This is a genomic window from Acrocarpospora corrugata, assembly GCF_009687845.1.
GTDB lineage: Bacteria > Actinomycetota > Actinomycetes > Streptosporangiales > Streptosporangiaceae > Acrocarpospora > Acrocarpospora corrugata.
This window is the reverse complement of the sequence record NZ_BLAD01000043.1, coordinates 105,008-124,284: the sequence shown is the minus strand read 5'-3', so window position 1 is coordinate 124,284 and position 19,277 is coordinate 105,008. Positions and strand designations below refer to the sequence as shown.

General features: G+C 71.8%; 16 protein-coding genes. 9 read left to right on the top strand and 7 right to left on the bottom strand.

The annotated features are described in order from the left end of the window. The first annotated feature begins 19 nt into the window (after positions 1-19). From Acor_RS45885 to Acor_RS11180, 3 genes are all read left to right on the top strand, one after another. Positions 20-2,020, top strand: a complete 2,001-nt coding sequence (locus tag Acor_RS45885) for a DUF6807 family protein (RefSeq protein WP_308805645.1) — start codon at positions 20-22, stop codon at positions 2,018-2,020. Then, complete coding sequence (locus tag Acor_RS11185; protein ID WP_155336520.1) at positions 2,013-3,320, top strand: ABC transporter substrate-binding protein; 1,308 nt, start codon at positions 2,013-2,015, stop codon at positions 3,318-3,320. The genes Acor_RS45885 and Acor_RS11185 overlap by 8 nt, the downstream gene beginning before the upstream one ends. Positions 3,321-3,408: 88 nt before the next feature. Then, positions 3,409-4,683 (top strand): pectate lyase family protein, encoded by a 1,275-nt coding sequence (locus tag Acor_RS11180; protein WP_155336519.1) that lies wholly within the window; start codon positions 3,409-3,411, stop codon positions 4,681-4,683. A gap of 58 nt (positions 4,684-4,741) precedes the next feature. On the opposite strand, the gene Acor_RS11175 is transcribed toward Acor_RS11180, so the two are convergent. Next, on the bottom strand, positions 4,742-6,214 hold the full coding sequence (locus Acor_RS11175) for an aldehyde dehydrogenase (NADP(+)) (protein WP_155336518.1): 1,473 nt from the start codon (positions 6,212-6,214) through the stop codon (positions 4,742-4,744). Between the two features lie 66 nt (positions 6,215-6,280). Further along, positions 6,281-6,778 (bottom strand): DUF402 domain-containing protein, encoded by a 498-nt coding sequence (locus Acor_RS11170; protein ID WP_155336517.1) that lies wholly within the window; start codon positions 6,776-6,778, stop codon positions 6,281-6,283. Between the two features lie 38 nt (positions 6,779-6,816). Between Acor_RS11170 and Acor_RS11165 the strand changes: the two genes are divergently transcribed. Beyond that, entirely contained in the window at positions 6,817-10,080 is a 3,264-nt protein-coding gene (locus Acor_RS11165; RefSeq protein WP_155336516.1) for an AfsR/SARP family transcriptional regulator, read from the top strand. Beyond that, on the top strand, positions 10,077-11,639 hold the full coding sequence (locus tag Acor_RS11160; RefSeq protein WP_155336515.1) for a DHA2 family efflux MFS transporter permease subunit: 1,563 nt from the start codon (positions 10,077-10,079) through the stop codon (positions 11,637-11,639). Before Acor_RS11165 ends, Acor_RS11160 begins: the two co-directional genes overlap by 4 nt. A gap of 50 nt (positions 11,640-11,689) precedes the next feature. Here Acor_RS11160 and Acor_RS11155 read toward each other — a convergent pair whose 3' ends face one another. From Acor_RS11155 to Acor_RS11140, 4 genes are all read right to left on the bottom strand, one after another. Then, positions 11,690-13,375, bottom strand: coding sequence for a ribonuclease J (locus Acor_RS11155; protein WP_155336514.1), 1,686 nt, complete (start codon positions 13,373-13,375; stop codon positions 11,690-11,692). A 44-nt stretch (positions 13,376-13,419) separates the two neighbouring features. Beyond that, entirely contained in the window at positions 13,420-14,337 is a 918-nt protein-coding gene (dapA, locus tag Acor_RS11150; RefSeq protein WP_155336513.1) for a 4-hydroxy-tetrahydrodipicolinate synthase, read from the bottom strand. 214 nt (positions 14,338-14,551) lie between these two features. Next, positions 14,552-14,875 (bottom strand): hypothetical protein, encoded by a 324-nt coding sequence (locus Acor_RS11145; protein ID WP_155336512.1) that lies wholly within the window; start codon positions 14,873-14,875, stop codon positions 14,552-14,554. Continuing rightward, positions 14,856-15,383, bottom strand: coding sequence for an ATP-binding protein (locus tag Acor_RS11140; RefSeq protein ID WP_155336511.1), 528 nt, complete (start codon positions 15,381-15,383; stop codon positions 14,856-14,858). Before Acor_RS11140 ends, Acor_RS11145 begins: the two co-directional genes overlap by 20 nt. Before the next feature lie 128 nt (positions 15,384-15,511). Between Acor_RS11140 and Acor_RS11135 the strand changes: the two genes are divergently transcribed. The 4 genes from Acor_RS11135 (at position 15,512) to Acor_RS11120 (ending at position 18,386) form a co-directional block, all read left to right on the top strand. Further along, positions 15,512-16,216: a GntR family transcriptional regulator gene (locus Acor_RS11135; RefSeq protein ID WP_155336510.1), complete on the top strand. Its 705-nt coding sequence runs from the start codon at positions 15,512-15,514 to the stop codon at positions 16,214-16,216. A gap of 340 nt (positions 16,217-16,556) precedes the next feature. Then, positions 16,557-17,234, top strand: coding sequence for a JAB domain-containing protein (locus Acor_RS11130; protein ID WP_155336509.1), 678 nt, complete (start codon positions 16,557-16,559; stop codon positions 17,232-17,234). A 144-nt stretch (positions 17,235-17,378) separates the two neighbouring features. Next, on the top strand, positions 17,379-17,855 hold the full coding sequence (locus Acor_RS11125; protein WP_155336508.1) for a GntR family transcriptional regulator: 477 nt from the start codon (positions 17,379-17,381) through the stop codon (positions 17,853-17,855). 36 nt (positions 17,856-17,891) lie between these two features. Then, complete coding sequence (locus tag Acor_RS11120) at positions 17,892-18,386, top strand: winged helix-turn-helix domain-containing protein (RefSeq protein ID WP_155336507.1); 495 nt, start codon at positions 17,892-17,894, stop codon at positions 18,384-18,386. On the opposite strand, the gene Acor_RS11115 is transcribed toward Acor_RS11120, so the two are convergent. Further along, positions 18,313-19,260 carry a DMT family transporter gene (locus Acor_RS11115; protein ID WP_246238577.1) on the bottom strand — a complete coding sequence of 316 codons (948 nt, stop codon included), beginning with the start codon at positions 19,258-19,260 and terminating at the stop codon, positions 18,313-18,315. The genes Acor_RS11120 and Acor_RS11115 overlap by 74 nt on opposite strands. Positions 19,261-19,277: the final 17 nt, after the last annotated feature.

Below are 19,277 nucleotides of genomic sequence, written 5' to 3'. Positions count from 1 at the left end.
TCGACGTGAGAAGCCACCCGTGTCCCGCCAGACCCGCGCGCCGGTGCCGGTCGTGCTGGTCGGCGCGTACGGGCACGGCTGGTGGCATCTGGACAACCTGCGCAGGCTCACCGAAGCCGGGATCGTCCGGCTGGCCGGAGTCTGCGACGTGCGGCCGGTCGAACCCGAGCGGCTGCACGGCCTCGGCCGGCCCGAGCAGTCCGGCGACCTCGGGCGGCTGATCGAACGCACCGGGGCGAAGATCACGATTCTGGTGACGCCCATCCAGACCCACGCCGACCTGGCCGTCCAGGCGCTGGAGGCGGGCTCGCACCTGCTGCTGGAGAAGCCGCCCGCGTCGACCTTCGCCGGGTTCCAGCGGATCTCGGCGGTGGCGGCGCGGACCGGGCTCGGCTGCCAGGTCGGATTCCAGAGCCTGGGGTCGGCGGCGATTCCGGCCATCCGGCAGCTGATCGCCGATGGGGTCGTGGGGCGGGTGAAGGGTATCGGGGTGGCAGGTGCGTGGGAGCGCGACACCGCGTACTTCACCCGCTCCGCCTGGGCCGGGCGGCGGCGGGCAGGCGGGGTCGAGGTGGTGGACGGGGCGCTGACCAACCCGTTCGCGCACGCCGTGGCGACCGCGCTGGCCGTCGCCGGGCGCGGCACCGCCGACGAGGTGTCCGGGGTGGACGTGGAGCTGTACCACGCCAACGAGATCGAGGCGGACGACACCTCGTGCCTGCGGATCCGGCTCGGGGACGGGCCGCCGATCACGGTGGCGGTGACGCTGACGGCGTCGCGGCGGCACGAGCCGTACGTGATCGTGCACGGCGCCGAGGGGCGGATCACGCTCACCTACACGCTGGACCGGGTGCGGGTGGAGCGGGTCTGCCGGGAGGTGACCACGGTCGCGCATCCCCGTACCGACCTGCTGGAGAACCTGGTCGCGCACGTCAGGGACGGTGAGCCGCTGCTGGTGCCGCTGGCAGGGACGGGCGCGTTCATGCGGGTGCTGGAGTCGATCAGGCTGGCGCCCGATCCGCTGCCGATCCCGGACGAGCACCAGGAGATCGACCGGGACGAGCACGGGACGGCCGTGCGGCGGGTGCTGCCCGGCGCGGCCAACCTGACCGCGCGCAGCGCCGAGCATCTGGCGCTCTACTCCGAGCTGGACGTGCCGTGGGCCGCGCCGCGCGCGGTGCTGCGGGTGCGGGACCTGCCGGTCGCCGAGTACAGCTGGCGGCCGGACCTGGCCACCACCCTGTCGCCGCGGCCCTACCTGCATCCGGTGCGCACGCTCGGCGGGGTCACGGTGACCGAGCTGAACCCGGCCGACCACGTGCACCACCTGGGAGTGTCCGTCGCCGTCGCCGACGTGGGCGGGCGGAACTTCTGGGGCGGCAGGACCTACGTGCGGGACGTCGGGCCGACCTGGCTGGACGACCACGGCGTGCAGCGGCACGTGACCTTCACCCGCCGGGACGACCACGGGTTCACCGAGACGCTGCGCTGGGCCGGTCCCGACGGGGTGGAGATCCTGGACGAGGAGCGGACCGTGACGGCGGTCCCGCTGGCCGGGGCCTGGGCGCTGGACTTCCGGTTCAGGCTGACCAACCTGACCGGCTCCCGGCTGCTGGTGCGGAGCTCGGCCACCAAAGGCCGGGCCGGGGCGGGATACGGCGGCTTCTTCTGGCGCGCCCCCGGCTCCTCGACCGGCCGCGAGGCGTTCACGCCGGACGGCGGCGAGCCGCACGGCAGCCGCGCGCCCTGGCTGGCCATGTCCGGCAGCGCGCCGGAGGGCGACTGGACGCTGGTCTTCGTCCAGGACGCCGATCCCTGGTTCGTGCGGGTCGAGGAGTACCCGGGCGCGGGGCCGGCCCTGGCCTGGGATCGGCCCCTGGTGGTAGAGCACGCGCTCACCCGGCGGATCGTCACCGTGGTGGCGGACGGACGGCTGAGCCGTACCCAGGCCGACGCGTTCGCGCGCGGCACGCAGATGTCGGGGGGACAACCGAAAAGAGAGGCAGAGGATCATGGCTAAACGCCTGTTCATCTCCGCGATCGTCGTTATCAGCGCACTCTCCGGGTGCGGCGGCGAGGCGGCGGCTCCGTCCGGCGACGCCAAAACGAAGATCACCTTCTGGGACGACAACGGCGGCCCGGCCCGCACCCCGGTGTGGGAGCACATCATCGCCGAGTTCGAGAAGGCCAACCCTGCCATCGACGTGCAGTACGTCGGCATCCCGATCGCGCAGGCCCAGCAGAAGTACGACACCGCCATCGCCGGCGGCGGCCTGCCCGACGTGGGCGGCGTCTCCACCGCGATGCTCGGCAACATGGTGGTACGCAAGGCGCTCGAACCGGTCGACGACCGGATCGCGGCCGGCGGCCTGGACGGCAAGCTCAACGAGCAGGTCGTCAACACGGTGAAGGGAACCGTGCCCGACGGCAAGACCTACATGGTGCCGATGTCAACAAATATGGGCGTGTTCTGGTACCGCACCGACTGGCTCAAGGAAGCCGGGCTCGAACCCCCGCAGACCTGGGACGCCTTCTTCACCACGGTGGAGAAGCTCACCGACAAGGACGCCAACCGCAACGGCTTCACCATCCGCGGCGCGGCCGGCTCGATCGCCCAGATGCTCGAAGTCGTGTACGGCCAGTCCGGCATCACCGAGATCTTCGACGCCGCCGGCAAGTCCACCGTGAACGACCCCAAGAACGTGGCCGCCCTGGAACGCCTGGTCAAGCTCTACAAGGCGCACACCCCCACGGCCGACGTGACCAACGACTACCCCAAGATGGTCGCCCAGTTCGACGGCGGCAGCATCGGGATCATGCAGCACAACCTGGGCTCCTACAACGACCACGTGAACACCCTCGGCGCGGACAAGGTGGCCGCCCTGCCGGTGCCGCGCCCGGCCGAAGGAGCCGGCCGGGTGGTGCTGTCCAACCCGGTCGCCGGGATCGGCGTCTTCGCCAGTGGCAAGAACAAGGACCTCGCGTTCAAGTTCGCCGAGTTCGCCGCCTCCAAGGCGATGGACAGCTACTGGGCCGACAAGACCGGCGTGCTGCCCGCCAACACCGAGGTCAACGGTGAGGCGTGGATCAGCGAGCGCCAGCACATCGCCTCCGCCGTCGAGGTGCTCAACGACCCGGCGACCAAGATCGTGCAGATGCCGTACTACCTGCCGGAGTTCAACGCGATCACCAAGACCGACGCGGAGCCGGTCTTCCAGCAGGTGCTCCTCGGCGAGGCGCCCGCGAGCAAGCTGCTGGACCAGATCGCCGCCGCGCTGACCGAAGCCCAGGCCGGGTGGAAGCAGCGCAACGGCGGGTGAGCACCACCGCCGACCCCCGCGCGTCTCCCGCCCCCTGACCTGGCGGGAGCCGCGCGGACCCCCCTTTTCCGTGAGGAGTCCCTGAACCATGCGCAAAACCGCGATGGCGGCGGCCCTGGTGGCCGTCTCCGCACTCTTATCGGCGCCCGCGACCGCGGGCGAACTCGGCCGCCAGACGCTCCCGGCCGGCGACGGCTGGGGGTCCGAGGGCGCCGGCACGACCGGCGGCTCGGCCGCCTCGGCCGTCTACCGGGTCGCCACCAGGGCCCAGTTCGTGGCCGCGCTGGCCGCGGCCGGACCGAAGATCATCTACGTGAAGGGCGTCATCGACGGCAACACCGACGACGCAGGACGCAAGCTGACCTGCGCGTCGTACGCGACCGGCGGCTACACCCTGGCCGGCTACCTGGCCGCCTACGACCCCGCCACCTGGGGCACCGCGGACCCGTCCGGCCCGATGGAGGAGGCCCGCGCCGCCTCCGCCGCCCGGCAGAGCGCGCAGATCAAGCGCAAGGTCGGCGCGAACACCACCATCGTCGGGCTCGGCGGCTCCACCCTGCGCGGCTTCAACCTGCACGTGGACAAGGTCGACAACGTCATCATCAGGAACATCACCTTCGAGGACTCCCACGACTGCTTCCCGCAGTGGGACCCGACCGACGGCGCGACCGGGAACTGGAACTCGCTCTACGACAACATCTCGGTGACCGGGTCCACCCACGTGTGGGCCGACCACAACACCTTCACCGACGGGACCAACCCGGACTCGGCGCAGCCGGTGTACTTCGGGCGGCCCTACCAGGTGCACGACGGGCAGCTCGACATCACCAACGGCGCCAACTTCGTGACCGTGTCCTGGAACGTGTTCCGGGGCCACGACAAGACCATGCTGATCGGGTCCACCAACACCCCGACGCAGGACCTGGGCAAGCTCAAGGTCACCGTGCACCACAACACCTTCGACACCACGCTGCAGCGGCTGCCGCGGGTGCGGTTCGGGCAGGTGCACGTCTACAACAACTACTACGAGATCCCGGACGCGGAGGACTTCGTCTACGCGCTCGGGGTGGGCGTCCAGTCGCAGATCTTCGCGGAGAACAACTTCTTCCGGCTCGGGCGGGCGGTCGACCCGGCGGCGCTGCTGTTCAACTGGGGCGGCACGGCGCTGACCACGCGCGGCGACGTGCTCAGGGTCGGCGGCCAGGTGACGCCGATCGACCTGGTGGCGGTCTACAACGCGAAGAACGATCCGGACTTCCTGCCGGACGCGGGGTGGACGCCGACCCTGCACACCGCGATCGAACCGGCCGAGGACGTGCGGCGGTCGGTGTCGCGGCACGCCGGGGCGGGTGAGATCTCCTAACCCGGCACTGGTCTTCCGCGCGCGGCCTGGCTCCCAAGGCCGCGCGCGGAACTGTGTCCTAGCTCAGGCTGCCGTCCACCCGCCGGGGCACGGCGAGCGGGTTGGCGTCGCGCAGCTCCGCCGGGAGCAGCGCTTCCGGCCAGCTCTGGTACGCCACCGGGGCCAGCCAGCGGGCGATCGCGGTGGAGCCGACCGAGGTGTGCGCGGCCGAGGTCGACGCGGGCCAGGGGCCGCCGTGGTGCATGGCCCAGCAGACGGCGACGCCGGTGGGCCAGCCGTTCCAGATCACCCGTCCGGCCACGCGGGTCAGCACGTCGGCGATCGGCTCGGCTTCGGCGGGGTCGGTGGCGTGGACGGTGGCCGTCAACGACCCCGGCAGCCGCTCCAGCACCTCTCCGACAGACGAAATATCCCGATATTTCACGACCAGGGCGGCGGGGCCGAAGCACTCCTCCGCCAGGTCTGGCAGACCGTCCGCGAAGGCGTCCAGGTCGACGGCGAAAACCCGGGGAACGACGTTGCCCCCGGCGGACCCGGCGGCCAGTTCCGGCGCCGACCGCGCCAGCCGCGCGACCCCTTCGTCGTACCCTTCGCGGATCTTCGGCGTGAGCATCGGGCCCCCGGTCGTCCCGGCGACCGCGTCCCCGATGGCCTTGACCAGGGTGTCGTCGTCCGGCACGAAGAGCAGCCCCGGATTGGTGCAGAACTGGCCGACCCCGAGCGTCAGCGACCCCGCGAACCCGGCCGCCAGCGCCGCCACATCCCCGTTCAGCGCGGACGGCAGCACCACGACGGGATTGACGCTCCCCAGCTCCCCGTAGAACGGAATCGGGTCGGGACGCTCGTTGATCAGCCCCTGGATCGCCTTCCCGCCGGGAATCGAGCCGGTGAACCCGACCGCCGCCACCGCCGGATGCTGGACGAGGTACCGCCCGGCCTCCGTCCCCTGCACCAGCCCGAGCAGGCCGGCGTCCGGCAGCGCGCCCCGGATGACGGCGGCGACCAGACCGGACAGGACAGGATGCCCGGGATGCGCCTTCACCACGACCGGGCAGCCGGCGGCCAGCGCCGACGCGACGTCGCCACCGGCGACCGAGAACGCGAACGGGAAGTTGCTCGCCGCGAACACCCCGACCACGCCGGGCAGCGGCCGGTTCATCCGGCGCAGGTCCGGACGCGGCGGCGTCAGCGCCGGATCGGCGTGGTCGATGATCGCGTCCAGGTAGCCGCCGTCCCGCAGGACCTCGGCGAAGAGGCGGAACTGCCCGGCCGAGCGGGCGATCTCCCCGCGCAGCCGTACCTCGCCGAGTGCCGTCTCGGCGTCGGCGGCGCGCCACAGTCCTTCCGCGTTCGCCGGCAGCGCGTCCGCGACCGCCTCCAGCACGGCGGCCCGGTCGGCGGCGGGCGTGGCCCGCCAGGCCAGACCGGCCGTGGCCGCCGCCTCGACGACGGCGGCGACCTGCTCTCCGGTGCTCTCCGGGATCGGCTCGCCAACCGCCTGGCCAGTACGCGGATCCAACGAAATGATCATTTCAACCACCTTTAAGTAATATGTGCCACTTTATTGGGATGGTGGCCCGTACTACGCAGGCGGGGGTCAGCTGACCTGGTCGAGCCAGCGGTGGTGCGCGCCCCCGAAAGGACCGTCTCCCGCCGCGACGGCGGACAGCAGCCAGGTCGCGGCGCTCTCCGCGTTCTCGATCACTTCGGGCGGGTACCCGAGCCAGACCTGGTGGTCGGCGAACTCGTCCTGATCGTCCAGGTAGACCGTGCCGTCGGCCCGCTTGATCACGTCCAGGTCCAGGTCGACCATGGTGACTCCGCCGTCCCGCCACTCCGGCACGGTGGTGATGTCGCAGTAGACCGACATCTTGTGGCCGGCCGGGTTGAACGTCGCCGTCCACCACGTTCTCGCGGGGAACAGCAGCACGAACGGCAGCGCCCACACCACCGGCGGGTCATCCCCCCGGCGGCCGACCGTGCCGGCGGGGCAGCCGACCCACACCCCGTGCTCGTCCTCGCCGAGGCGGCGGGCCGGGTGGTTCCAGTGCAGCAGGCCACCGTACTTGCGATACACGACCTCGATGGCGGACACCCAGCCGACAATAACCGATAGTGCGCCAGAATTGACCTATGCGTTTCGGCATCCTGGGCCCGACCGAGGTCCGGCGGGACAGCGGGGAGACCGTCGCCGTCGGCGGTCCCCGGCTGCGCGCGCTGCTCGGGATGCTGGTCCTGGACGCGGGCCGGGTGGTCACCACCGACCACCTGATCGACGGCCTGTACGGCGCGGACCCCCCGGCCGGCGCAGCCAACGCCCTCCAGGCCCAGGTCTCCCGGCTCCGCCAGCTGCTGGACGCCCCCATCGAGCGCCGCCCGGCCGGATACCAGCTGGACGCCGACCCGGAGGCCGTGGACGCGCACCGGTTCGAGCGGCTGGCGGCGGCGGGCCGTACCGCACTGGCCGCAGGCAACCACCGAGGGGCCGCCGAACTGCTGCGCGAAGGGCTGGACCTGTGGCGCGGCCCCGCGCTGGCCGACCTCGGCGAGAACCTGCTCGGATCCGCCGTCCGGCTGGAGGAACTCCGGCTGGCCGCGCGCGAAGACCACGCGGAGGCCGTCCTCGGTTCGGGCCACGAAACCGGCGAAACCAGGGAAACCGGCGCGCTCGCCGGCGAACTCGGCGACCTGGTGGCCGCGCATCCACTGCGGGAGCGGCTGCGCGGCCTGTTCATGCGCGCCCTGGTCGCCGCCGGCCGGCCAGCCGAGGCGCTGGCCACCTACGAGGACGCCCGGCGGCTGCTGGCCGAGGAACTCGGCGCTGATCCCGCGCCGGAGCTGGCCGAGATCCATCTGGCGATCCTGCGGGCCGAGGCCGCGCCCGCCGCCCGGCCGGACCTGCCGGCCCAGCTGACCCCGCTGATCGGCCGGGCCGACGAGCTGGCCGTGATCGGCGGGCTGCTCGCCGAGGCCCGGCTGGTCACCCTGACCGGGCCGGGCGGCACGGGCAAGACCCGGCTGGCCATCGAGGCGGCCGAGCAGGCGAGGCGAGGCACCAACGGAGGCGCGGACCGGGGCACCAACTGGGGCACCAACGGAGACGCGGACCGGAGTGCCGACCGGGGCACCAACCGAGGCGCGGACGGGAGTGCCGACCGGGGCGCCGAGGTGTGCTTCGTGGCGCTGTCCCCGCTGGTGGACGGTGCCGAGGTGGCGCACGCCGTGCTGGCCGCGGTCGGCCTGCGGGAGACCAAACTGCTGCGCGCCACCGCCGGCCCCGCCGCCGACCCGGCAGAACGGCTGGCCGCCGCCCTGGCGGACCGAGCGCTGCTGCTCGTGCTGGACAACTGCGAGCACGTGGTCGACGCCGCCGCCGCGCTGGCCGGGCGGCTGCTCGGCGCGTGCCCCCGGCTGCGGGTGCTGGCCACCAGCCGGGAGGCGCTGGGCATCACCGGCGAACGCCTCTGCCCGGTCCCGCCGCTGGCGCTGCCGCCGGTGGACGCGAGCCTGCCGGAGGCGCTCGCCTACCCGGCGATCCGGCTGTTCGCCGACCGCGCCGCCGCGGTCCGCCCCGACTTCACCCTGACGGCCGACGACCTGGGCCCGGTGTCGCGGATCTGCCGGGCCATGGACGGGCTGCCGCTGGCGATCGAGCTGGCCGCCGCCCGGCTGCGCTCGCTGACGGCGGCCGAGATCGCGGCCCGGCTGGAACGCACCGACACCTTCCGGCTGCTCTCCCGGGGCAGCCGGGTGGCCGAACCCCGGCACCGCACCCTGCGCGCGGTGATCGAGTGGAGCTGGGACCTGCTCGACGAGGCCGAGCGGACGCTGGCCCGGCGGCTGACCGTGTTCGCGGGCGGGGCCACGCTGGCGGCGGCCGAGCGGGTGTGCGGCCTGCCCGCCGACGACGTGGTCGACCTGCTGACCGGCCTGGCGGACAAGTCCCTGGTCGAGGTGGCGGGCGACCGGTATCGCATGCTCGACACGATCCGGGCGTTCTGCGCGGAGAAACTGGCCGAAGCCGGCGAGGCCGAACCCCTCCGCACCGCCTATGTCGGATATTTCCTGGAACTGGCGGAGACGGCGGACCCGCTGCTGCGCACCGCCGACCAGCTGGAGTGGCTCCGCCTGCTCGACGCCGAGCACGGCAACCTGACCTCCGCGCTGCACCGCGCCGACGAGGACAGCGCCCTGCGGCTGTTCTCCGGGCTCACCTCCTACTGGTGGCTGCGCGGCCGGCGCAGCGAGAGCGCCGCGTTCGCGGCCGAACTCCTGAGCCGGCTCGGCCCAGAACCACCGGAACGCGAGGAGTACGCGCTGTGCGTGCTCACCCTCGCCGCCGGCGGCGGCCAAACCTGGGACCTGCGGCCGCATCTGGAGCGGGCCGACCGCATCATGCGGCAGATCAACTGGGTGCCCGGCCAGCCGTACCTGAACGTGCTCTGGGCCATGGTGGTCGGGCCGCCCTCCGCCGAGATGTCGGAGTCCCTGCTGGCCCGGCAGCGGCAGATGGCGATGGACCCGTGGACCCGGGCGCTCGCCGACTTCGGCTGGGGCCTGCTCGCCCTCTTCGAAGGCAGGACCGAGGACGCCGAGCACACGCTGCGGCCCTCCTACGACGCCTTCCATGGGATGGGCGAGCGCTGGGGCATGGCGATGGCGCTGATCGGCCTGTCCGATGTGGCCGAGTGGCGGGGCGAGCGGGCCCACGCGCTCGCCTTCATCGACCAGGCCATGGCGCTGGTCGAGCGGCTGGACGCCACCGCCGACCTGGCCGAGCTGCTCTGCCGCCGGGCCGGGCACCGGGCCATCGTGGCCGACCAGCAGGCCGCCGCCCGCGCCGACTACGAGCGCGCCACCGAACTCGCCCGCCGGGCCGGGGCTCCGGAGATGCTGGCCAGGGCCCGCGTCGGCCTGGGCGAGCTGGCCCGCCGCCAGGGCGACCTGCCCGCCGCCCGGCGGCTCTGCGAGACCGCGCTGGCCGACTCCGGCGACTGGTTCAGCGCCGACGAGATCCGCCTGCTCGCGCACATCTCGCTGGGCTGGACCTGCGTCGCCGAAGGCGACCCCGACCAGGCCGAGAGCTGGCACCGGGCCGCCCTCGTCTCCGGTTTCGCGCACCGCAACCTGCTCATCGCCGCCCGGGTGGCCGAGGGGCTGGCCGGGGTCGAGCTCCTGCGCGGCGACCAGGAGCGCGCCGCCACCCTGCTCGGCGTCGGCATGGCCCTGCGCAACGGCCACGACCCGGATGACCCGGAGCGGACCTGGGTGGCGGAGCGGTGCCGGGCCGCGCTGGGCCCGGCCGACTTCGAGCGGGCGCACCAGCGCGGGCTCGTCAGCGGCCGTCAGCGGCCGGTGGGCAGCTGGTCAGCGGCCTCCCTCACGCTGCTGCCATGACTTCTTCGGTAACCAATGCCCGCAAGTGGGGCACTCTGGTCATCTCCTGTCTGGCCATGCTGCTGCTCGCGCTCGACCTCACCGTGCTGCACCTGGCCATACCCAAGCTGGTGGAGGACATGGGCCCGTCGGCCACCCAGCTGCTGTGGATCCTGGACATCTACGGCTTCGCGCTGGCCGGTCTGCTGATCACCATGGGCAACCTGGGCGACCGGATCGGCCGCCGCCGGCTGCTCTTGATCGGCACCGCCGCGTTCGGTGCCGCCTCGGCGCTCACCGCGTACGCGCCGACGCCGGAACTGCTGATCGCGGCCCGCGCCCTGCTGGGCGTGGCCGGGGCCACCATCATGCCGTCCACCTTGTCGATCATCAGGAACGTGTTCACCGACCAGAAGGAACGCACCGCCGCCGTCGGCATCTGGAGCAGCATCTCGGCGCTCGGCTTCGCCATCGGGCCGGTCGTCGGCGGCCTGCTGCTGAACAATTTCTGGTGGGGCTCGGTCTTCCTGGTGAACGTGCCGATCACGATCGCCCTGCTGGTCGGCGGCTGGCTGCTGCTGCCGGAGTCGAGCAACCCGAAGTCCCGCCCGATCGACCTGGTCAGCGTGCCGCTCTCGTTCGCCGGCGTGATCGGCCTGGTCTACGCGATCAAGGAAGCCGCCCACCACGGCCTCGGCCAGCGTTCGGTGTGGATCTCCGCCGCGATCGGCCTGGCGGCCCTGGTGCTGTTCGTCCGGCGGCAGACCCGGCTGGCCGAACCGCTGATCGACGTCCGGCTGTTCCGGCACCGCGCCTTCACCGGCGCGATCGGCGCGAACGTGGTCATCATCTTCGCCACCCTGGCCATGTCGGTGGCCTTCGCGCAGTACTTCCAGCTGGTCCTCGGCTGGTCCCCGCTGCTGTCCGGGCTCGCGGGCACCCCCGGCGGGGTGGCCGCCGCGATCGGCGGCGGGCTGGCCGGACTCCTGGTGGGCGCGATCGGCCGGGCCAGGGTCGTCACCCTCGGCCTGCTGCTCACCGCCGTGGGCATGTTCCTGTACAGCCGGATCGGCCTGGACACCTCCTACCTGTTCATCCTGCCCGCGATGATGATCTCCGGCGTCGGCATGGGCTTCACCTTCGCCGTCACCAACGACACCATCCTCGCCTCGGTGCCCAGGGAGCGGGCCGGCGCGGCCTCGGCCCTGGCCGAGACCGCCACCGAGATCGGCGGCTCGCTCGGCATCGCCGTACTGGGCAGCGTGATCGGCGGCCTGTACAGCCAGAACCTGACCCTCCCGGCCGGCCTGCCCGCCACGGTCGCGGACGCGGCCAGGGAATCGCTCGGCGGGGCCGTGCACGCCGCCACCGTGCTCTCCGACGAGGTCGGCCCCGCCCTGGTGGACGCGGCCAGGCGGACCTACGTCGACGCCATGCACGTGAGCATGCTCACCGGCGCCGCCCTGCTCGCCGTGCTCGCCTTCGCCGTCCTGTACGCGCTGCGCGGCGTGCCCAAGGTGATCCCCGAGATCGTCCTGGACGACGAGGGCCGGGCCCAGGAGACCGTCCCTGTCCCCTGAACACGCCAACGGCGCGTGACCGTCGAGGTCACGCGCCGTTCGTCGGTCCGCTAGATCTCCACGACCACCGGAATGATCATCGGGCGGCGGCGGTAGGTGTCGCTCACCCACCGGCCGACCGTCCGGCGCAGCACCCGGCGGATCTGCTGCACATCCGCCACCCCGTCGGCCGCCGCGTCCTGCAGCGCGCGCTCGATCGCCGGGATGACCGCGTCCAGCGAGTCCGGGTCTATGCCGGAGCCGCGCGCCGTGATCTCCGGGCCGCCGCTCAGCTTGCCGGTGGTGGTGTCCACCACGACCACGACCGAGATGAAGCCCTCGTCGCCCAGTATGCGGCGGTCCTTCAGCGCCACCTCGGTGATGTCGCCGACCGAGGTGCCGTCCACGAACACGTAACCGGCCGGGACCGCGCCGACCACCCTGGCCTGGCCGTCGAGCAGGTCGACCACCACGCCGTCCTCGGCGATCACGATGTTCTCGTCCGGGACGCCGGTCAGCCGGGCCAGCTTGGCGTGCGCCCGCAGGTGCCGCCACTCGCCGTGCACCGGCATGAAGTTGGACGGCTTGGTGGCGTTCAGCACGTACAGCAGCTCACCGGCCGCCGCGTGGCCGGACACGTGCACCAGCGCGTTGCCCTTGTGCACGACGCGGGCCCCCCACCGGGTCAGCCCGTTGATGACCTTGTTGACCGCGGTCTCGTTCCCGGGCACCAGCGAGGAGGCCAGCAGCACGGTGTCGCCCTCGGCCACCCGGATCGGGTGGTCCCGGTTGGCCATCCGGGACAGCGCGGCCATCGGCTCGCCCTGGGAACCGGTGCAGATCAGCACCACGTCCTCCGGCGGCCACTCCTCGATCTCCCTGGAGTCCACCAGCAGGCCCGGCGGCACCTTCAGGTAGCCCAGGTCGCGGGCCACGCCCATGTTGCGGACCATCGAGCGGCCGATCAGGGCGACCTTGCGGCCGTACTTGTCGGCCGAGTCGATCGCCTGCTGCACCCGGTGGATGTGCGAGGCGAAGCAGGCCACGATGATGCGTTTCTCGGCGGTCCTGATCACGTCGTCGATGATCGGCGCGATGTCCCGCTCACTGGTGACGAAGCCGGGCACCTCCGAGTTGGTGGAGTCCGACATCAGCAGGTCCACGCCCTCGGCGCCGAGCCTGGCGAAGCCGCCCAGGTCGGTCAGCCGGCCGTCCATCGGCAGCTGGTCCATCTTGAAGTCGCCGGTGTGCAGCACGATCCCGGCCGTGGTCCGCACGGCCACCGCCAGCGCGTCGGGGATGGAGTGGTTGACCGCGAAGAACTCGCACTCGAACGGGCCGAACCGGTGCCGCTGCCCCTCCACCACCTCCTTCTTGACCGGCTGGATGCGGTGCTCGGTGAGCTTGGCCTCGATCAGCGCCAGCGTCAGCTTCGCGCCGACCAGCGGAATGTCGCGCCGCTCCCTGAGCAGGTACGGCACCGCGCCGATGTGGTCCTCGTGCGCGTGGGTCAGCACGACCGCCTCGATGTCGTCCAGGCGCCCGCGGATGTACTCGAAGTCCGGCAGGATCAGGTCGACACCCGGCTGGTCGGGCTCGGGGAACAGCACCCCGCAGTCGACGATCAGCAGCCGCCCGTCGAACTCGAAAACCGCCATGTTGCGCCCGATCTCCCCGAGCCCGCCGAGCGCGACGATGCGCAGGCCGTGCTCGGGCAGCGGCGGAGGGGGGCCGAGTTCGGGGTGAGGATGGCTCATCCGCGGCCCTCCTTACGGACCACGCTATGTTCTCCGGAACGCACTCAGTCTCCTGTGATTTTGAGGCCGCCCGCGACGAGATCCGCGCGGAGCAGCGCGATTTGTTCGGTTGTTGCCTCGACCAGCGGGAGCCGGACCACGCCGGCGTCCTGGCCGATAAGTTTCAACGCGGCCTTGACCATGATCGCGCCTCCGGCGCGATTCATGATCCCGGATACCACGGGGAGCAGGCGCTGGTGGATCTCCAGCGCGGCCGCGACCTCCCCGGCCCGGTAGTGCCCGATCATCGCCGCCAGGTCCGCGCCGGCCACATGGCCGATCACGCTGACGAATCCGGCCGCGCCGACCGACAGCCACGGCAGGTTGAGCGTGTCGTCGCCCGAGTAGAAGGCCAGCTCGGTGTAGGCCAGGACCTGGGAACTGGTGAACAGGTCGGCCTTGGCGTCCTTGACCGCGCGGATGGCCGGATGATGCGCCAGCCGGAGCAGCGTCTCCAGCGCGATGGGCACGCCGGACCTGCCGGGAATGTCATACAGCATCACCGGCAGCGCGGTCGCGTCGGCGACCGTGGCGAAATGCTGGTAGAGACCCTCCTGCGGCGGCTTGCTGTAGTACGGCGTGACCACCAGCAGGCCGTGCGCCCCCGCCCGCTGGGCCTGGCGCGCCAGTTCGACCGTGTGCAGGGTGTCGTTGGTGCCGACCCCGGCGATGACCATCGCCCGGTCCCCCACCGCCTCCAGAACCGCCCGCAGGATGCGCTCTTTCTCCGCGTCCGTGGTGGTCGGGGATTCCCCCGTGGTGCCACTCACGACCAAGCCGTCGTTGCGCTGCTCGTCCACGAGGTAGGAGGCGAGCCGCTGGACACCCGGGTAATCGACTGCGCCGTCCGCGTTGAACGGGGTCACCATGGCGGTGAGCATGCGGCCGAAGGGGGCGTCGGAGGTTCCAGTTGGCGGGGCCATAGACCGAACGGTACCCGGATCCGCCGAAACGATGGACCTCGCCACCCCGCTATCCCCATGTCACGGGTGCCGCGAACACGAAAGAGGCCGCCGATATGTGCTCGGGGGTACACACATCAGCGGCCTCTACCCGAAGAATCGGCGTTTCTTACACGCGCGTTACAGACTCCTGGAGAGAATTTTTCGGTCTTCTGGGACGGGAGTAAGCCGCAGGTCAGCGGGCCTGTCCCAGCAGCAGCCTCAGCCACAGCCGGTCGGCGCGCGCGCTGAGCAGCCGCTCGGTCTCGTGCACCCGGGTCCCGTCGGGCCCCCGGACGGTGCGCCGGACGAAGCGCAGACCGCCCGCCTGGCAGAGCTCGTAGATCGTCGCGCGGCACTCGCAGGTGTGCTGCCTGACCCGGGTCCTGTCGGCCCTGGGCACCGGGACCAGCCAGAGCAGCGGCTCGCAGTTCGGCTGGGCCGGCGCCACGTGCGGGCCGTGCACCTCGAACCCGTTGCCTGGGTCTTCCGGGGGATTGTCATGCGGCTCGCGTTCCATCGGGGGTCGTGGATCCTTCGCGCTGTTCCTGCCAGGGGGGCGGACATGGATCGGGCCGGTCCCCGAGGTCGGGAGGGACCTGCGGCCGGTCGCCGTCCGCGTCGCCCAGCAGGCCGTCGAAGGGGTCGAGCACGGCCCACGCGGTGGCGAACTCGCCGGTCACCCCTTCATGGCCCCAGGTGCCGGCGAGGGCCCTGACGATGAACAGACCCCGCCCGCAGTCCTCGTCGGCGGCGGCGTGCTTTACCTGGGGCACCAACTCGGATCCCTGGTCGGTGACTTCCAGCCGGATAGAACATTCCTGCCGTACGGCGCGAACAATGACATTTCCCTCATCTTTCGAGCGGCTGTAACGCACCGCATTCGTGAAAAGCTCGGAAACCACCAGCTCGGCGTCGTCGACCCGGCTGTGACCTGCGAAGAACTGCCGGACGAAGATTCGGGCGACAGCCGCCATCGGCGGCGTGCCAGGCAGTTCGAGAGTCCAGTGATCCGCCCATAGAGCCACGGTTCGACCTCCTGAGATCGATTGTCAGTAGTGCTTAAAGTTGGAATCACAGATCTGGTCCATTACTCTGGGTTGTCCATCGGATACGCCAAGATTGGAAAACGCTTCACAATCCGAGGGATGGATGGATGGCCAACTCCGATCCAGTTTACCTGCGCGTCGTTGAGGACCTCCGCCGACAGATCACCGAAGGCTCGCTGCCGCCGGGAGCCCCGATCCCGTCCCGGCACCAGATCACCCGGAAGTACGGCGTCGGCGAGACCGCCGCCAGGCACGCGCTCCGGGTGCTGGCCCAGGAAGGGCTGATCATCGGCCGGGTCGGCTCCGGCCATCGGGTCCGGCAGCGGCCGACCCTGCTCCCCCTGCACCGGGGCCAGGCCCCGTTCTCCGCCGACATGCAGGCGCAGGGGCGGCGGGCCACCTGGGATTGGCAGACGGAACCGGCCGAGGCGACCCCCGACATCGCGGCCCGGCTGCGCCTCGACGTGGCCGCGCCGATCACCAGGACGCGGTTCGTCTATCGCGGCGACGGGAAACCGGTGCAGCTGGCCACGTCGTACGAGCCGGCCGGGCTGACCGAGGGCGGCGAGGACGTGGGGAATGTGACCGGGCGCCTGTCCGCGCTCGGCATGAAGATCACCGAAGTGATCGAGCACGTCTCCAGCCGGGTCCCGCAGCCCGCCGAGAGCGACGTGCTTGACCTGCCCGCCGGCGTGCACGTGCTGCACATCGAGCGCACCCACTGGTCCGGCGACCGGCCGGTGGAGACCAGCGACATCGTGATCCCGTGCGACCAGTTCCGGCTGGTCTACAACCTGCCGGTGCCCTCCTGAGCCGTGCGGGCCTGGGTGGGCTCGTGGTTCCCCCGGGCTCGGCCGGGGGCCGCCGCCGCGGGCGTGCGCGCGGCGGGACCTGCGGACCGAACGATCCCTGGCCCTGGGGGCGCGGGTCCTGGTGACCACCCGCAGCCGGGCCGGCGCGGGGCGCAGGCTGCGCCGGCCGCGGAGCAGCCGGGGGATCGCGTGCCGCCACCGGCCCGAGGTCGGCGCGGGCGGCCGGAACCGGCGATCCTGACCCCGCTGCGGAGCCGAGGGCGGCGGCGCGGCGCCGGGGCGGGGGGAACGTCGGTGGGAGCTGGTACAACCGGGGTGGGTCACTGAACCGGGGGTGGAGATGCGCGTCAAGGACATGCCGGTAGCCGACCAGCCCAGAGAGCGGCTGCTGGCGTCGGGGGCGGTGGCGCTCGCGGACCGGGAGCTGCTCGCGCTGCTGCTCGGGTCGGGGAGCCGCGGGGTGAGCGCGGTCGAGCTGGCCTCCCGGGTGATCGAGCACTGCGGCGATCTGAGCGAGCTGAGCCGCGCCGAGGCCCACCGGCTGCTCGCGGTGCCGGGGGTCGGCCCGGCCAAGGCGGCCCGTATCTCGGCCGCCTTCCATCTGGTCAGGCGCGCCCAGACCCCGCCGGAGCGGATCCGGATCACCTCCTCGGCCGACCTCGCCGGCGCCGTCCGGCCCCTGCTCCACGGCCACGCCAGGGAGCGCCTGGTCGTGGTCGTCTGCGACGGGCGGGGGAACATCCTGCGCCGTGCCGTGCTGAGCGAAGGCGGCAGCGACCACACGCCGGCCCCGGTCCGCGACATCATCACCACCGTTCTCACCTCGGGCGGCGCCGCCTTCGGCCTCGCCCACAACCATCCGAGCGGCTCGCTGGACCCGAGCCCGTCCGACCTCGCCGTCACCGCCCACCTCCATCACGCCGCCGAGACCGTCGGCCTCCGCCTGCTCGATCACCTCGTCGTCACCGACACCGCCTGGCGGCGCATCGACGCGCAAGGCCCCAAGTCAGACGGGTGAGAGCGGCCCAAACGCGTCTGCGGATCAAGTTAGCGACTCACTCTATGACATCGCAATGTCTCTACACGTATTAAACCTGTCTGCATACAGATGATCATGTGTCTGGTTTGTAGAAGCATGTCCGGTTTTAGGTACGATCCGTGAGTGCTCAACCGTGAGGGACCGACGCCCTTTTACAAGCAGATCGCGGATGTCATCGCCGAGCGCATCCGCAGCGGCGACCTGCCCCCCGGCAGCCCGCTGCCCAGCGAGGCGCAGCTCGTCGAGGAGTACCGGATCGCCAGGACGACCGCCCGGCGGGTGGCCAGGGAGCTCCGGGATCTGGGCCTGGCCTACACCGTCCAGGGTGAGGGCACCTTCGTCGGCGAACCCGGCCCACCGCGCAACCAGCGCAAGATCCCCCGCTACCAGGAGATCGCGACCGAGGTGGCGGAGCGCATCCGGCGCGGCGAACTCCCGCCGAATCGGCCGATCCCCAGCGAACAAGGCCTGATCGACCAGTACGGTGTCTCCAAGGTCACCGCCCGCCAGGCCGTCCAGCGGCTACGCCAGGAGGGCTGGGTCTTCACGGTGCCGCATCGCGGGACGTACCCCAATGAGCCGGAGAAGTGGCCGAAATAACCCCGGCGCTCGTATGGATACGTCTATAATACGAGCATGCTCGATAGGGACGGCCACATACCGCTTTACCGGCAGATAGCCGACATCGTGGGGGAACGCATCGTCAGCGGGGAACTCACCCCCGGCGAACCGGTGCCCAGCGAGACCGAACTGAAGCGCGACTTCGGCGTCGCGCAGATGACGGCCCGCCGGGTGCACCGCGAACTCCGCGACCGCCGGCTCATCCACACCGTGCCCGGCGAGGGCTCGTTCGTCGGCTCCCCCGGCACCCCCCGCCCCCCTTACCTGGCGCCGCTCTACCGGCAGATCGCCGACGAGGTCGCGTCCGCCATCAGGGCCGGCGAGATCGCGGCCAACCGCCCGATCCCCAGCGAACGCACCCTGATGCTGGCGCACGGCGTGGCCAAAGCCACCATCCGCCAGGCCATCTCGCTGCTACGGACCGAGGGCTGGGTGTTCACCGTGGCGTATCGCGGGACCTTCGCGTCACCGCCGGAGAACTGGCCGGCGGAGACCCGGCCGGCGGAGTGACCCGGGCGCGCTGGGTGGCGGCCACGCACAGCAGGACGGCCAGCGAGGCCAGCACCGTCGCCGGGCCGAAGTACTCCGACAGCAGCAGCCAGGCCCACAGGAGCGTGAGCAGGGGCTGCATGAGCTGGGTCTGGCCCGCTCTGGCGATCCCGCCCATGGCGAGGCCCGCGTACCAGGGCACGAAGCCGAGGAACATCGAGATCACGCCCACCCAGGCGAACCCGGCCAGGGATTCGGCGGACGGGCGCAGGTCGGTGGTGAACAGCAGCACGAGCGTCACCGGCACCGAGATCGGTGTGGCCACCACCAGCGCGTAGGAGATGACGCGCCAGCCGGGGGTTTCCCGGGACAATCGGGCCCCCTCGGTGTAGCCGATACCGGCCGACAGCAGGGCGAGCACCAGCAGCAGGTCGGCGGCGGTGACGTGACCGCCGCCCTGGCTGAGGGTGAACACGGTGATCGACGCGCCGCCCAGCGCGCAGGCCACCCAGAACATCGGTCTCGGCCGCTCCCCCGCGCGCAGCACCGCGAACACCGCCGTGGCGGCCGGGAGCAGCCCGATCACGACCGCGGAGTGCGCGGTGCTCGCACCGCCGTACAAGGCGAGCCCACTGAAGACGGGGAATCCGAAGACCACGGCCGCCGACGTCACGGCGTACGAACGGAGTAGCCGTCGGGGCGGCAGCAGCGGGACCCCGGCCACCAGCAGGCAGACCGTCGCCGCCGCCGCGGCGATCACCGAGCGCCCGATGGCCACCAAGTACGGATCGAACCCGCGCATCGCGAACACGGTCGCCGGAAACGTCATGGAGAACGCGAGCACGCCCAAAGCCGCGAGCATCGTCCCCCGCCAGGCCCTGGTTCGTTCTGACACCGGGAACGCTACCGCAC

Coding starts and splice junctions, on each gene's coding strand:
- Acor_RS11160 (WP_155336515.1), top strand. CDS start 10,077: ATGACTTCTTCGGTAACCAATGCCCGCAAGTGGGGCACTCTGGTCATC.
- Acor_RS11145 (WP_155336512.1), bottom strand. CDS start 14,875: ATGGAACGCGAGCCGCATGACAATCCCCCGGAAGACCCAGGCAACGGG.
- Acor_RS11175 (WP_155336518.1), bottom strand. CDS start 6,214: ATGATCATTTCGTTGGATCCGCGTACTGGCCAGGCGGTTGGCGAGCCG.
- Acor_RS11155 (WP_155336514.1), bottom strand. CDS start 13,375: ATGAGCCATCCTCACCCCGAACTCGGCCCCCCTCCGCCGCTGCCCGAG.
- Acor_RS11120 (WP_155336507.1), top strand. CDS start 17,892: ATGCTCGATAGGGACGGCCACATACCGCTTTACCGGCAGATAGCCGAC.
- Acor_RS11130 (WP_155336509.1), top strand. CDS start 16,557: ATGCGCGTCAAGGACATGCCGGTAGCCGACCAGCCCAGAGAGCGGCTG.
- Acor_RS11135 (WP_155336510.1), top strand. CDS start 15,512: ATGGCCAACTCCGATCCAGTTTACCTGCGCGTCGTTGAGGACCTCCGC.
- dapA (WP_155336513.1), bottom strand. CDS start 14,337: ATGGCCCCGCCAACTGGAACCTCCGACGCCCCCTTCGGCCGCATGCTC.
- Acor_RS11165 (WP_155336516.1), top strand. CDS start 6,817: ATGCGTTTCGGCATCCTGGGCCCGACCGAGGTCCGGCGGGACAGCGGG.
- Acor_RS11180 (WP_155336519.1), top strand. CDS start 3,409: ATGCGCAAAACCGCGATGGCGGCGGCCCTGGTGGCCGTCTCCGCACTC.
- Acor_RS11185 (WP_155336520.1), top strand. CDS start 2,013: ATGGCTAAACGCCTGTTCATCTCCGCGATCGTCGTTATCAGCGCACTC.